This window comes from Nocardioides marmoriginsengisoli (genome assembly GCF_003725695.1).
GTDB lineage: Bacteria > Actinomycetota > Actinomycetes > Propionibacteriales > Nocardioidaceae > Marmoricola > Marmoricola marmoriginsengisoli.
Genome location: NZ_RJSE01000008.1, coordinates 33,890 through 46,771, shown reverse-complemented (window position 1 = coordinate 46,771; position 12,882 = coordinate 33,890). Strand labels below are relative to the sequence as shown.

17 protein-coding genes are annotated in these 12,882 nt (G+C 71.1%); 10 read left to right on the top strand and 7 right to left on the bottom strand.

Translation table 11 applies throughout. The annotated features are described in order from the left end of the window. The first annotated feature begins 115 nt into the window (after window positions 1–115). The 5 genes from EFK50_RS16800 (at window position 116) to EFK50_RS16780 (ending at window position 4,074) form a co-directional block, all read left to right on the top strand. Window positions 116–958, top strand: a complete 843-nt coding sequence (locus tag EFK50_RS16800) for a sigma-70 family RNA polymerase sigma factor (protein WP_123228757.1) — start codon at window positions 116–118, stop codon at window positions 956–958. Window positions 959–1,108: 150 nt separating this feature from the next. Continuing rightward, entirely contained in the window at window positions 1,109–1,891 is a 783-nt protein-coding gene (locus tag EFK50_RS16795; protein ID WP_123228756.1) for a flagellin N-terminal helical domain-containing protein, read from the top strand. Between the two features lie 131 nt (window positions 1,892–2,022). Next, complete coding sequence (fliD, locus tag EFK50_RS16790; RefSeq protein ID WP_123228755.1) at window positions 2,023–3,336, top strand: flagellar filament capping protein FliD; 1,314 nt, start codon at window positions 2,023–2,025, stop codon at window positions 3,334–3,336. Between the two features lie 13 nt (window positions 3,337–3,349). Further along, a complete protein-coding gene (gene fliS / locus EFK50_RS16785) occupies window positions 3,350–3,742 on the top strand; it encodes a flagellar export chaperone FliS (protein ID WP_221177455.1) in 393 nt (130 codons plus the stop codon). A gap of 2 nt (window positions 3,743–3,744) precedes the next feature. Next, on the top strand, window positions 3,745–4,074 hold the full coding sequence (locus EFK50_RS16780; RefSeq protein ID WP_123228754.1) for a hypothetical protein: 330 nt from the start codon (window positions 3,745–3,747) through the stop codon (window positions 4,072–4,074). Between the two features lies 1 nt (window position 4,075). Here the strand turns inward: EFK50_RS16780 and EFK50_RS16775 are convergent, their stop codons facing one another. Then, on the bottom strand, window positions 4,076–4,522 hold the full coding sequence (locus tag EFK50_RS16775) for a molybdenum cofactor biosynthesis protein MoaE (RefSeq protein WP_123228753.1): 447 nt from the start codon (window positions 4,520–4,522) through the stop codon (window positions 4,076–4,078). Between the two features lie 47 nt (window positions 4,523–4,569). Here EFK50_RS16775 and EFK50_RS16770 point away from each other — a divergent pair, with 47 nt between their 5' ends. Both EFK50_RS16770 and EFK50_RS16765 read left to right on the top strand, forming a co-directional pair. Then, window positions 4,570–5,910 carry a zinc-dependent metalloprotease gene (locus tag EFK50_RS16770; RefSeq protein ID WP_123228752.1) on the top strand — a complete coding sequence of 447 codons (1,341 nt, stop codon included), beginning with the start codon at window positions 4,570–4,572 and terminating at the stop codon, window positions 5,908–5,910. Then, window positions 5,903–6,487: an NUDIX hydrolase gene (locus EFK50_RS16765; RefSeq protein WP_123229088.1), complete on the top strand. Its 585-nt coding sequence runs from the start codon at window positions 5,903–5,905 to the stop codon at window positions 6,485–6,487. The genes EFK50_RS16770 and EFK50_RS16765 overlap by 8 nt, the downstream gene beginning before the upstream one ends. Here the strand turns inward: EFK50_RS16765 and EFK50_RS16760 are convergent. The 3 genes from EFK50_RS16760 to EFK50_RS16750 all read right to left on the bottom strand — a co-directional run bounded on the left by EFK50_RS16760 (window position 6,452) and on the right by EFK50_RS16750 (window position 9,182). After that, complete coding sequence (locus tag EFK50_RS16760) at window positions 6,452–6,967, bottom strand: M48 metallopeptidase family protein (RefSeq protein WP_246004211.1); 516 nt, start codon at window positions 6,965–6,967, stop codon at window positions 6,452–6,454. The genes EFK50_RS16765 and EFK50_RS16760 overlap by 36 nt on opposite strands. Window positions 6,968–6,980: 13 nt before the next feature. Next, on the bottom strand, window positions 6,981–8,063 hold the full coding sequence (locus EFK50_RS16755; RefSeq protein WP_123228750.1) for a PHP domain-containing protein: 1,083 nt from the start codon (window positions 8,061–8,063) through the stop codon (window positions 6,981–6,983). A 309-nt stretch (window positions 8,064–8,372) separates the two neighbouring features. After that, the gene (locus EFK50_RS16750) at window positions 8,373–9,182 is read right to left on the bottom strand and encodes an enoyl-CoA hydratase/isomerase family protein (RefSeq protein ID WP_123228749.1); all 810 of its coding nucleotides are present in this window, start codon (window positions 9,180–9,182) and stop codon (window positions 8,373–8,375) included. 251 nt (window positions 9,183–9,433) lie between these two features. On the opposite strand from EFK50_RS16750, the gene EFK50_RS16745 reads away from it, so the two are divergent. From EFK50_RS16745 to EFK50_RS16735, 3 genes are all read left to right on the top strand, one after another. Then, entirely contained in the window at window positions 9,434–9,592 is a 159-nt protein-coding gene (locus tag EFK50_RS16745) for a DUF5679 domain-containing protein (RefSeq protein ID WP_123228748.1), read from the top strand. Between the two features lie 144 nt (window positions 9,593–9,736). Continuing rightward, window positions 9,737–10,663 carry a TOMM precursor leader peptide-binding protein gene (locus tag EFK50_RS16740; RefSeq protein ID WP_123228747.1) on the top strand — a complete coding sequence of 309 codons (927 nt, stop codon included), beginning with the start codon at window positions 9,737–9,739 and terminating at the stop codon, window positions 10,661–10,663. Between the two features lie 16 nt (window positions 10,664–10,679). Further along, window positions 10,680–12,005, top strand: a complete 1,326-nt coding sequence (locus tag EFK50_RS16735) for an ABC1 kinase family protein (RefSeq protein WP_123228746.1) — start codon at window positions 10,680–10,682, stop codon at window positions 12,003–12,005. A 3-nt stretch (window positions 12,006–12,008) separates the two neighbouring features. Here the strand turns inward: EFK50_RS16735 and EFK50_RS22325 are convergent, their stop codons facing one another. From EFK50_RS22325 to EFK50_RS16725, 3 genes are all read right to left on the bottom strand, one after another. After that, entirely contained in the window at window positions 12,009–12,170 is a 162-nt protein-coding gene (locus EFK50_RS22325) for a hypothetical protein (RefSeq protein WP_183407891.1), read from the bottom strand. Between the two features lie 92 nt (window positions 12,171–12,262). After that, window positions 12,263–12,430 carry a hypothetical protein gene (locus EFK50_RS16730; protein ID WP_246004210.1) on the bottom strand — a complete coding sequence of 56 codons (168 nt, stop codon included), beginning with the start codon at window positions 12,428–12,430 and terminating at the stop codon, window positions 12,263–12,265. A gap of 64 nt (window positions 12,431–12,494) precedes the next feature. Beyond that, on the bottom strand, window positions 12,495–12,770 hold the full coding sequence (locus EFK50_RS16725) for a WhiB family transcriptional regulator (protein ID WP_123228744.1): 276 nt from the start codon (window positions 12,768–12,770) through the stop codon (window positions 12,495–12,497). Between the last annotated feature and the right edge of the window lie 112 nt (window positions 12,771–12,882).

The window sequence follows — 12,882 nt, the reverse complement described above, 5'->3', positions numbered from 1 at the left end:
CCTGGTCAGAACGGGTGATCCCCGCCGGGACCGAAGTCCCGACTTACCGGACTAACCGGTCAATATCGGGGCATATTGCTATCAAACCGGACATATACCCACAAGGGTGTCCGTCATGAGGCAGACCGAGGACACCACCGAGCGGGACGCGCTGATCACGAGCAGCATCCCCGTCGTCACGCACATCGTCCGCGAGACCATGGGCCGGGTACCCAGCCACGTCAGCCGCGACGACCTCACCTCCGCCGGCCTCACCGCCCTGGTCCAGGCCAGCAAGTCCTACGACGAGTCCCGCGGGGTGCCGTTCGCCCGGTACGCCGCGACCCGGGTCCGCGGCGCCGTCCTCGACGAGCTCCGCGGGATCGACTGGGCGTCCCGTTCGGTACGACGCCGCGCTCGTGACCTCGACGCCACCCGTTCCCAGCTGGCCGGCATCCTCGGCCGGGTGCCGAGCGCCGGGGAGGTCGCCCAGGCGGCCGGCCTGACCCTCACCGAGATCGCCCAGAACGACGAGGACATCGCCCGCGCCCAGGTGCTCTCGCTGCAGGGCGCCCAGGACTCCTCGCTCGACGACGTGCTCCCCGCCGCAGGCCCGACCCCCGAGCAGCTCGTCGAGCACCGCGAGCGCCTCGCCTATCTCGTCGAGGCCGTCGCCGAGCTGCCCGACCGGCTCCGGATCGTCGTCTCCGACTACTTCCTCGAGGAGCGGCCGATGGCGGACATCGCCGCCGAGCTCGGCGTGAGCGAGTCCCGGGTCTCCCAGATGCGCGCCGAGGCGCTGGTCCTGCTCCGCGACGCCCTGAACCACGAGCTCGACCCGAGCCGGCTCACCCCGCACGCGCGTCCGAACGGCTCCGCCGCCCGTCGCCGGGACGCCTACTTCGCGGCGGTCGCGAGCCGGCACGCCGTCTCGACCCGCCGTCCCGCAGGAGTGCGGTCGCTCGACGAGACCGCGTAGCCCTCGCCCCTTCGGACCAGGCCCCGGCTCCGCGCGGCGAAACTTCGTCGACGAAAACTCTCATCCCCCAGAACGTGCCGCCGATGAGGACGGCACGGGCCCAAGGACGGGCCCCAGCAACACGACTCGACAATCCAGGAGGGAACCATCATGAGTCTCCGTATCAACCAGAACACCGACGCGTTCAACTCGTACCGCAACCTGTCCGTCACCCAGGGACAGCTGTCCAAGTCACTGGAGAAGCTGTCCAGCGGCTTCCGGATCAACCGGGCCGCCGACGACGCCGCCGGCCTCGCCATCTCCGAGGGCCTGCGCTCGCAGGTCGGCGGGCTCAAGGTCGCCGTGCGCAACGCCCAGGACGGCATCAGCGTCGCGCAGACTGCTGAAGGCGCCCTGACCGAGGTGCACTCGATGCTCCAGCGGATGAACGACCTCGCGGTGCAGTACAACAACGGCACCCAGAACGCGGACTCGCAGGCTGCTCTCCAGGCCGAGTTCACGGCGCTGACCAGCGAGATCGACCGGATCCAGACCAGCACCAAGTTCAACGGCGTGACGCTCTTCGGCGGCGCGGCGGCGACCAACTTCCAGGTCGGCACCGCGACCACCGACGTGCTCGCCGTCGACCTGTCCGGTCAGGTCGCCACCGCCGGTCTGCTGATCACCGACAACACCACGGTCACGGCCGCCATCACGGCGACCTCGACGCTGCGTGGCGCGCTCGGTGCGGTCCAGAACCGGTTCGAGCACACCATCAACAACCTCAACGTGGCGGTGGAGAACCTGTCCGCCTCGGAGAGCCGGATCCGTGACACCGACATGGCTGCCGAGATGGTCAACTTCACCCGCGCGAACATCCTGAGCCAGGCCGGTACGGCGATGCTCGCGCAGGCGAACCAGGCGCCGCAGAGCGTCCTGCAGCTGCTCCGCTGATTGCAGCTGGAGGAGAACCGATCCGGGCGGGGCAAGTCCCCACTCGCTCCGCCCGGATCCGGGGCCTGACCAGGGCCAGCACGACGAGAAGCAGCACCTAGAAGGGCAGCGAAGTGGCCGGAACATCCAGCGTGAGCGGGCTCGTCAGCGGGCTCAACACCTCCACGATCATCTCCCAGCTGATGCAGGTCGAGGCGCAGACCCAGACCAGCATCAAGGCCAAGGTCACCACCGAGCAGGCCAACGTCAAGGCGCTCCAGGACCTCAACAGCGCCTTCGCCGCCCTGGCCACGAGCACCGCGGCCCTCGCCAAGGCGACCGCCTGGAACCCGGTCACGGTGACCAGCTCGAACCCGTTGGTGAGCGCGACCGCCGGCGCCAGCACGGTGACCGGCCCGTTGAGCATCACCGTCGGGCACACCGCCGCCACCCACCGGCTCACCTACGCCGGCACCGCTGCCCTCACCGACACCGTGACCACCGGCTCCACGTCGGTCCGCCTCGACAACCTCGACGGCACGACCACCACCGTCGACACCGGGGACGGCACCCTGGCCGGCCTGGTCCGCGGGCTCAACGCCTCCGGCACCGGGGTCAAGGCGAGCACGGTCCGGCTGGACGACGGCAGCTACCGGTTGCAGGTGACCTCGGTGGCCACCGGCGCCGCGGCCGACTTCACCCTCACGAACCTCGACGGCTCCGACCTGCTCGGCGGTGCGACCGTCCGGGCCGGCCGCGACGCCGAGATCACCCTCGGCACCGACACGATCCACTCGGCGAGCAACACCTTCACCGACGTCGCCAACGGGCTGACCATCACGCTCGGGGCCGGCGTGGCCGACGGCGCGACCGTCGACCTGGACGTCGTCCAGGACACCGCGGGGATGACCAAGACGGTGCAGGGCATCGTCGACTCGATCAACGCCGCGCTGACCAAGATCGACAGCCTGACGTCGTACAACGCGGCCACGAAGACCGCGGGGCCGCTCGCCGGCGACAGCTCGATCCGGGCACTGCGCAACGACCTGCTGACCAGCATCTACCCCAGCGACGGAACCACGATGGCCGGCGCCGGCGTCCAGCTGGACCGGTACGGCAAGTTCACCTTCGACGCCGACAAGTTCAAGGCCGCGTACGCCGCCGACCCGGGTGCCGTCGCCGCCAAGTTCACCTCCGGCGCCGTCACCGGCTTCGCCGACCGGGTGCAGCAGGTCGCCAAGTCCGCGAGCGACTCGATCAGCGGCACCGTCACCACCTCGATCAACGGCCGGAATACCTCGATCAAGCGGATGCAGGACAGCATCGCGAGCTGGGACATCCGGCTGGAGCTCCGCCAGGAGACCCTGACCCGGCAGTTCACCGCGATGGAGACCGCGCTCCAGCAGATGAACAGCCAGTCCAGCTGGCTGACCTCGCAGCTCAGCTCACTCTCCTCGGGAAGCTAGGGAAGGCACGCACATGATGACCTCGGCACGGGCGACCTACCTCGACGCCTCGATCGCCACCGCCAGTCCGACGAGGCTGCTGGTGATGCTCTACGAACGCCTGGTGCTCGACGTCCAGCGCGCCCTCGACGCCCAGCGGAACCAGAACATCGGCGAGACCCACCGCCAGCTGACCCACGCCCAGGACATCGTGATGGAGCTGCACAGCAGCCTGCGCCCGGAGGGGTTCAAGGGTGGCCGTGAGCTCGGCTCGCTCTACGGGTACCTGCACCGGCAGCTGGTGCTCGCCAACGTCCGCAAGGACGCCGACCTGATCGCCGAGTGCCTGCAGATCGTCACCGAGCTCTGCGACACCTGGCGCCAGGCAGCACTGGAATCGGCCGGCGCGCTGGCGAAGGGGGCCTGACCATGAAGGAGCCGATGAAGAGCGACCGGCTCCGCGCCGTCTGGGAGCACGAGCTGGAACGCCTCGAGCTCGAGGTGATCTCGGTCGAGCGCCTGGTCCGCGGGCTGGAGAGCACCCCGGCCGAACCCTGGCAGCCGCCGGTCGTCCTCGGCTCGCTGCCGGTCGACCTGGCCGCCCGCGCCCAGGAGCTGCTGGCCCGCCAGCGCGCCGCGACCACCGCCCTGACCGACGCCCTGGAGCAGGCGCGCAAGCAGGTCGCGTACGCCGGGCGGGTCATCGACATCACCGGCCGGTCGGGCGCCGAGCCGGTCTACTTCGACCTCGAGGCGTAGGTCAGCAGACGCCGACCCACTCGTCGGTGCCGTCGGCGAACGCCTGGTGCTTCCAGATCGGCACCCGCTCCTTGAGCCGGTCGATCAGCGCCCTCGACGCCTCGAACGCCTGCCCGCGGTGGGCCGCCGAGACGGCCGAGACCACCGCCAGGTCGCCGATCTCCAGCGCCCCGACCCGGTGCACCGCCGCGAGCGCGATCAGGTCGAACTCCGCGGCCACCTCGGCGGCGACCGCTGCCAGCTGCTCCAGCGCGGTCGGGTGCGCGGAGTACTCCAGGCGCAGCACGTCGCGGTCGTGGTCGCGGTCGCGCACCGCGCCCACGAAGAGGTTCACCCCGCCGGCAGCCGGATCCGCCACCGCGGCCAGCACCTCCGCGACGTCGAGCGGCGCATCGCGAACGTCGAGAAGGCGTACGACGTTCCCGGAAGCCGGGGATGCGGAGGTCACACGCCTAACCGTAGATGCTCGTGCAGGTGCCCGGTAACTTGGAGGGTATGAGCAATGACGGCGGCACCGGCGGGACTCCCGAGAATCCCGACGAACAACCGAACCCGTTCAAGGGCACGCCCTTCGAGGGTCTCTTCGGCGCGGGCGGCGGCATGCCCGACCTCAGCAACATCGACCTGAACGCGCTGATGGGCCAGATGCAGTCGCTGATGCAGCCGTACGACGGCCCGGTGAACTGGCAGCTGGCGACCGACATCGCCCGCCGTACCGCGGCCGAGCAGCCCGACCCGAGCCAGGACCAGGCCGCCCAGACCCGGGTCGCCGACGCGCTCCGGCTCGCGGACCACTGGCTCGACGAGACCACCTCGTTGCCGTCCGGGATCACCACCACGGCGGCCTGGAGCCGGGCCGAGTGGATCGAGGAGACCACGGCCGTCTGGCGGGTCCTGGTCGAGCCGGTGGCCGAGCACGTCGTCGGCGCGATGGGCAACGCGATCCCCGAGGAGGCCCGCGCGATGGCCGGCCCGCTGATCGGGATGATCTCCCAGGCCGGCGGCGCGATGTTCGGCTCGCAGGTCGGCCAGGCGCTCGGCGGCCTCTCGGCCGACGTGCTGACCGCATCCGACATCGGCCTGCCGCTCGGGCCGGCCGGCAAGGCCGCGCTCCTCCCCCACAACGTCGCCGAGTTCGCCCGCGGGCTCGACGTCTCCGAGGACGACGTCCTGCTCTACCTGGCCCTGCGCGAGGCCGCCCACCAGCGGCTGTTCGCGCACGTCCCGTGGCTGCGCCAGCACCTGCTCTCCGCGGTCGAGGACTTCGGCCGGGGCGTCACCATCGACATCAGCGGGATCGAGGAGTCGCTCGGCAGCATCGACCCGTCCAACCCGGAGGCGATCACCGAGGCGATCAACTCCGGCCTCTTCGAGCCCAAGCAGCAGCCCTCGCAGACGGCCGCACTCGCCCGGCTCGAGACCACCCTGGCCCTGGTCGAGGGCTGGGTCGACGAGGTCGTCGGCCAGGCCACCGGTGCCCGGATGCCGTCGGCCGGCAAGCTCCAGGAGGCGATCCGCCGACGCCGCGCCGCCGGCGGTCCCGCGGAGGAGACCTTCGCGGCGCTGGTCGGCCTGGAGCTGCGACCGCGCCGGCTCCGGGACGCGTCGGCGCTCTGGGGCTCGCTGCGGACCCGCCAGGGGCACGACGGCCGGGACGCCGTCTGGGCGCACCCGGACCTGCTGCCGACCGCGGCCGACCTGGACGACCCGCTCGGGTTCCGCGAGGACCTGGGCACGGTCGAGGCGCTCGACGAGGACGAGTTCGACAAGGCCCTCGCCGACCTGCTCGACGGCGAGACCCCCACCGACGGACGCCCGGAGGGCTCCCCTGAGTGAGCTCGGCCGGGGACTGCACGCCGACGCCCTGCGGTCCCTGGAGAGCTGGGTCGCGCCCGACGCGGTCCAGGAGTCGTGGCGGGCCGAGTACGTCGCCCACCTGCGCCGCGAGCCGAACGGACTGGCGAAGGCGTGCTTCCCCGACCACCTCACCGCCGGCGCCCTGGTCCTCGACGCGACCGGCGAGAAGGTGCTGCTGAACCTGCACCTCAAGGCGCAGCGCTGGTTCGCGTTCGGCGGTCACCTGGAGCCGGAGGACGACACCCTGGCCGCGGCGGCGCTGCGCGAGGCGACCGAGGAGTCCGGGCTGCCGGACCTGGTGCTCGATCCGGTGCCGGTGCACCTCTCGCTGCACGAGGTCGGCTTCTGCAACCCTCGCGGGACGGTCCGCCACCTCGACGTCCGGTTCCTGGCCCGGCTCGGCGCGACCAGCGAACCGGTCGTCAGCGACGAGTCCCTCGACATCCAGTGGTTCGACGTGCACGACCTGCCGACCGACGAGCCGGACATGGTGGACCTGATCCGGCTGGCCCGGGAGCGCCTACTCGCAGGTGTCGAACCCGAGGCTCGCGGCTGACGCGACGCCTTCGAGGTAGCCCTTGGCCCGCTCGGCCTTGGGGAACTTGTCCACCCAGTGCCAGAAGCGCTTGTTGTGACTCGGCTCGATCAGGTGCGCGAGCTCGTGCAGCAGCACGTAGTCGACCACCCAGACCGGCATCGGCTGCAGCCGGTCGGAGAGCCGGATGGTGGCCTCGCCGGTGGTGCAGGACCCCCACCGGGTGGTCATGTTGTCGACCCAGCGGACCGACGACGGGTTGGCCTTGCCGTTCAGGTACTCGCGGTTGAGCTCGCGGGCCCGCTTCATCAGCTGCTCGTCGGTACGACGGCCGCGCGGGCCGCTGCCGTCCAGCTTCAGCAGCATGGTGTCGACCCACTCGGACTCCTCGGCGCGGGTGAACCGGGCCGGGATCATCACGATCACCTTGCCGTCCTTGCGGTAGGCGGAGACCGTCCGGGTACGTCGGGCGGAACGCCGGACCTCGACCTCGGGCCTCACAGGAGTCGACACCTCATGGCGAGACGCTATCCGGTGCCGCCGCATCGATCTTCGAATTCGCCCACGACACGAGCCGCGACGTCGGCCAGGTGTTCACGATCCGGTCCGGATCGAGGCCGAGCTCCTCGGCCCGGGCGCAGCCGTAGACCTGGAAGTCGAGCTGGCCGGGAGCGTGCGCGTCGGAGTCGATCGAGAACAGGCAGCCGGTCTCGATGGCCAGCCGGAGCAGCTTGGTCGGCGGGTCCCGCCGCTCCGGCCGGGCGTTGATCTCGACGGCGACCTGGTGCTCGGCGCAGGCGGCGAAGACCTCCTTCGCGTCGAACTCGGACTGGCCGCGGGTGCCGCGGCTGCCGGTGACCAGCCGGCCGGTGCAGTGCCCGAGCACGTTGGTGAACGGGTTCTGCACCGCGGCCACCATCCGCCGGGTCATCGCGTGCCGGTCCATCGCGAGCTTGGAGTGCACCGAGGCCACCCGGACGTCGAGCCGCGCCAGCATCTCGTCGGTCTGGTCGAGCGCGCCGTCGTCGAGGATGTCCACCTCGATGCCCTTGAGCAGCCGGAAGGAGCTGGCCGCGACGTGCTCGTTGACGGCGTCGACCACCGCCAGCTGCTGGGTCAGCCGCGCCACCGAGAGGCCGTTGGCAACCCGCAGCCGCGGCGAGTGGTCGGTCAGGACCAGGTACTCGTGGCCGAGCTCCATCGCGGTGAAGGCCATCTCTTCGATCGGCGAGCCGCCGTCCGACCAGTCGCTGTGGCTGTGCAGGTCGCCGCGGAGCGCCGTACGGAGGGTTTCGCCGCCCTCGACGAGCGGACCGCCCTCGTCGCGCTCGAGCTTCGCCAGCCGCTCCGGCAGACGGCCGGCGGCGGCCGCGACGATCACCTCGGCGGTCGAGGACCCGATCCCGGGGAGATCGCGCAGGGTGCCGGCACGGGCCCGGTCGGCGACCTCGTCGGGGTCCAGCGGGAGGATCGTGGCCGCGGCCGAGCGGAACGCCTTGACCTTGTAGGTCTCGGCCCGGCTGCGCTCGAGGAGGAACGCGATCCGGCGCAGCGCAGCGACGGGTCCGCCGTCGTAGGAGTCGTCAGCGTCGGGCATGGCTCCATCCTCCCCCGGGCCGCCGACGTCCGCTGGGCACCGTCCCCAGGAGTGGTTGAAAAAGAGTGATCCACAGCACATCCGGAGATGTCCACACACTATCCACAGAGTTATCCACAGGCAGTGGAGAAGGGTTTCCGCAACGGGTTCGGCACGAGCATTGACCGGGCGCCCGCGCTCGCCCTAGCGTGACGCGCAGAAGAGGCCCCCGGCCACCGTTGGGACAGTGTTCGCAAGGGGAAGGCAAACACCGAACAGCGGCGGTCGGGGGTCTCTTCTCTGCCCGGACGTCGAGCCTGTCGAGACGCCCTAGATACCCCTGAATTCCGGCTTCCGCTTCTCCCGGGCCGCCCGGACGCCCTCCTGCAGGTCCGCCGTCGCCAGCGTGATCGGCTGGGCGAGCGCCTCCCACTGCACGGCGGACTCGAAGTCGCGGTGGCCGCCGTCGCGCAGCGCCACCTTGGTGTACCTGCTCGGGATCGGCGCCGTCGCGGCGATCCCCTCGGCGATCGCCAGGACCTCGTCCTCGAACGACTCCGCCGGGAAGACCCGGTTGACCAGCCCGAGCTGCCGCGCCTCGTCGCCCTCGACGGCGCGGCCGGTGAGCAGCAGCTCCCGGGCGGCGGCGTCGCCGACCACGTTCGGCAGCAGGTAGCTGGCCGCCATCCCGGGGTTCATCCCGAGCTTGACGAACGGCACGCTCAGCTTCGCGCCGGCAGCGGCGTACCGCAGGTCGCAGGCGAGGGCCAGGCAGAGGCCGGCACCGACGGCGTGCCCGTTGAGCGCCGCGATCGTGGGCACCTCGAGCCGGCGGATCGAGAGCCAGGCCCGGTAGAACGCGATCATCCGGGTGCGCAGGTAGTCGACCTCCGCATCGGGCTCGCCCGCGATCCAGGCCGGGTTCCCGCCCGAGCAGAACGCGCTGCCGGCGCCGGTGACGACCACCACCCGGACCTCGCGGTCGGCGGCCAGCCGGTCGACGGCACGGACCCAGGAGGCCGTCATGCCGTCGGACATGGCGTTGCGCTGGTCGGGGTTGTCGAGCACCAGGCGGACGACGCCCGCGGACGGACGCTCCAGCCGGAGGTCGATCAGGGGCGCTTCGGAATCGGTGGACATGGACCGGAGGCTACCGCCGGGAAGGGGTCCGGAACGCGTCTCGGGATGCAACTCACAGCGCCTCGAACAGCTCAAAACCCGCGAGATTCCGGGTCGAAACGCTCTCAGGACACGCTGGAACGACGCGCAATCGGTACCTCGAATGAGCGCAAACGTGGTCTAGGGTCGAAATTGGTTCGGACCGGACCCCGGCGGGTCTTCCCTAAGGCTCCCGCCGCGACGACCAGGCGACATGGATCAAGGAGGCCGTCATGGCGGAGAGCTGGAGCGGCGAGTTCTACTGCGTCAAGTGCAAGGAAAAGCGTGAGGCCGAAGGCCACATCGAAGTCAACGAGAAGGGCACCAAGATGGCGAAGGCCGTCTGCCCTGTGTGCGGCACCAAGCTGAACCGCATCCTCGGTCGCGCCTGAGGCTCACGCCTCAGCACCGCGTTCGGCGACGACGGCGGGAGCTCGCCTGCGGGTGAGCCCCGCCGTTGTGCGTTCCCGGCCGCCTGAACATCCCTGTGGACAACCGCTCGCGACGGGTCCACCCGCGTCCTACGCTCCCTCGCCATGAAAGTCCCCGCCACCCAGCACCGGTTCCGCCGACCCGTGCTCGCGCCCGGTCTGCGCATCCTGGAGGTCTCCCCCGGTGAGCTGCAGATCGGCTTCTCCGACCGGCACCGGCTCAGGATCCCGGACACTCCCGCGGTACGCCGCGTGCTCGCGACCCTCGAACGCGGCGAGGCGCCGCGGGACTCCCCGGCGGCACGGCGCGCGCTGGCCCACCTGGCCCCGGCACTGCGCGACGGCGACGCGCTGCTGCACCCGCGGATCGCCCCGGAGGAGGTCGCGGCGCTGATCCTGCACCACCCCGAGGAGGCCGCCGACCGGCTCCGGCGCCGGCGGCGGCACCGGATCCGGGTGCAGGGCCGCCTCGGTGCGACCGAGCTCCTCGATCCGGGCACGCTGCTCGGCCGGTGCGGTCTCGGGATCGCCGCGGACTCGGACCGGTTGCCGCCCACGGCGGTGCTGGTGCTCTCGCACGGGGAGCCCGACCGGTCCGACCTCGACCACCTGGTCCGCGACGGCGTCCCGCACCTGCTGCTCCGGGCGGTGGAGTCCGAGATCATCCTCGGCCCGTTCGTCTCACCAGGGAGCACCGCGTGCCTGCGCTGCCTGGACGCGCACCGTGCCCAGGTCGACGAGCAGCACCCGGTCGCCCTCGCCGAGCTCCTCCGGTCCGAGCGGCGCGACGGCGTCGCGGCGCCGGTGCACTCGGCGCTCGCCGTGGTCGCCCTCGGCTGGGCCGTCGGCGACCTGCTCCGGTATGCCGAGGGCGAGCGGCCCAGCACCTGGTCGGCCACGCTCACGTTCACCCCGGGTGAGACGCCGACCGAGACCGTGCCGGCACTGCGGCACCCCGGGTGCGGCTGCTCCTGGGGCATCCGCGACGATCCGGCGGACGACGCCCGGGGATCGGTCACAATGGGAGCATGACCCCGACGAGGCCAGCATGACCGACCTTCCGCGCAAGGCCGTCGCCAGGACCGCCCGGCTGGCGGCGCTGCCCCTCGGGTACGCCGGCCGCAGCGCGATCGGTCTGGGCAAGAGGATCGGCGGCGCTCCCGCCGAGGTCGTGATGACCGAGCTCCAGCAGCGCACCGCGGAACAGCTCTTCAAGACGCTCGGGGAGCTCAAGGGCGGGGCGATGAAGTTCGGCCAGGCGATGTCGATCTTCGAGGCCGCCCTGCCGGAGGAGCTCGCGGCGCCGTACCGCGAACAGCTGACCAGGCTCCAGGACTCGGCACCGCCGATGCCGACGATCACCGTCCGGCAGATCCTCGCCGAGGAGCTCGGCGCCGAGGCCGACCGACTCTCCGACCTCGATGCCGAACCGGCCGCGGCCGCCTCGATCGGGCAGGTGCACCGCGCCCGCTGGGACGGCGAGGAGGTCGCCGTGAAGGTGCAGTACCCCGGAGCCGGCGACGCGCTCCGCAACGACCTGAAGCAGCTCGCCCGGGTCGCACGCGGACTCGGGCCGGTGTTCCCCGGCATCGACGTGAAGCCGCTCGTCACCGAGCTGCAGGAGCGTGCCGAGGAGGAGCTGGACTACCGCCTCGAGGCGGAGGCCCAGCGGGTCTTCGCGGCCGAGTACGCCGGCGACCCGGCCATCGTGGTCCCCGAGGTGCGCGCCGGCACCGAGAAGGTGCTGGTCAGCTCGTGGCTGGACAGCCCGGCCTCGCTGGCCCAGGTGATCCGCGAGGGCACCCAGGCCGAGCGGGACCACTACGGCGAGCGCTTCGTGCGCTTCCTCTTCGGCGCCCCGGCCCGGACCGGGATGCTGCACGCCGACCCGCACCCCGGCAACTTCCGCCTCGTCCCGGAGCCGGACGGCTCGCCCGGCCGCCTCGGCGTCCTCGACTACGGGGCCGTCGCCCGGTTCGAGGAGCGGGCGCTGCCGGCCTCGCTGGGCTCGCTGATCCGGATCGCCTGCATGGATGACTACGACAGCCTGGTCACAGCGCTGCGCGACGAGGGGTTCATCCGGGAGAAGATCAACGTCGACGCCGAGAAGCTCCGGTCCTACCTGGGGCCGTTCGTCGAGCCGGCGAGCACGCCCGAGTTCACCTTCTCCCGGGCCTGGATGCAGGATCAGTTCAAGCGGGTCAACGATCCGAAGGGCGACGCCTACTCGGTGATGCTGCGGCTCAACCTGCCGCCGTCGTACCTGCTGATCCACCGCACCTGGGTCGGCGGCGTCGGTGTGCTGAGCCAGCTCGGCGCCACGGTGCCGTTCCGGCAGGTCCTCACCGAGTCGCTGCCCGGCTTCGCCGGCTGAGGCCTACCACCACTCGGAGTCGAGCTTCGACTCCATCGCCCGCAGGTGCTCGCGCGAGCAGGCGTCGCAGAACCACTGCTGGCGCCCGCGCTCGGTCGCACTGACCCAGGTCAGCGGCGGCTGGTCGCCCTCGTCGACCGTCCCGCAGAACGCGCACGTGGTCATGGGCCCAATCTACGCAGGAAAAGCGAAACCGCCGCCCGACCCGAGGGTCGGACGGCGGTCTTCCCGCGATCGACGAGAAGTCTTGGAACTGGTCAGATCACGCGGGCGAGAGCCAAGCGTGCCTGTGCAGCCGCGCGCTCAGCCTTGCGGGAGAGACGCCGAGCGGCGGCGAGCTGGTGCCCGCGCCTCTGCGACTCTGCCTGCTGGAGGCGCGCGGCCAGATGGGCGCGCGCCAGGTCCTCTGCAAGGAGGTTGCTCATGGTGGTGCTCCGTTCGGAAGTCTGGGTCATCTCATTGGCTTTCGGTGGTCTCGTCGGCAGCCGGTCAGGCTGCGACCTCGGTCTTCCGAGGCCGGCCACGGGGACGCTTGCGGGGGATCACTACTCCGGAGAGGAACAGCTCACCACCCCAGACGCCCCAGGGCTCCTTCCGCTCGAGCGCCCCGGCGAGGCACTCGACACGCACGGGACAGCTCTGGCACAGGGCCTTCGCGAGCTCCACGTCACTAGGTGATTCGGCGAAGAACAGCTCCGCCTCGTTCACGCGACACGGGAGCAGATCCTCGTCCAACCCACCGGGGTTCAGAACGCTGATGCTCATGTGCCACCTCCTCTTCTCTGATATCGATCGCTGATTCACTGCTGGTCTTGCTCTGAGAAACACGAAGGCCGCGGATCCCTTGATCGGGATTCGCGGCCTTGGAGGTCCGGTC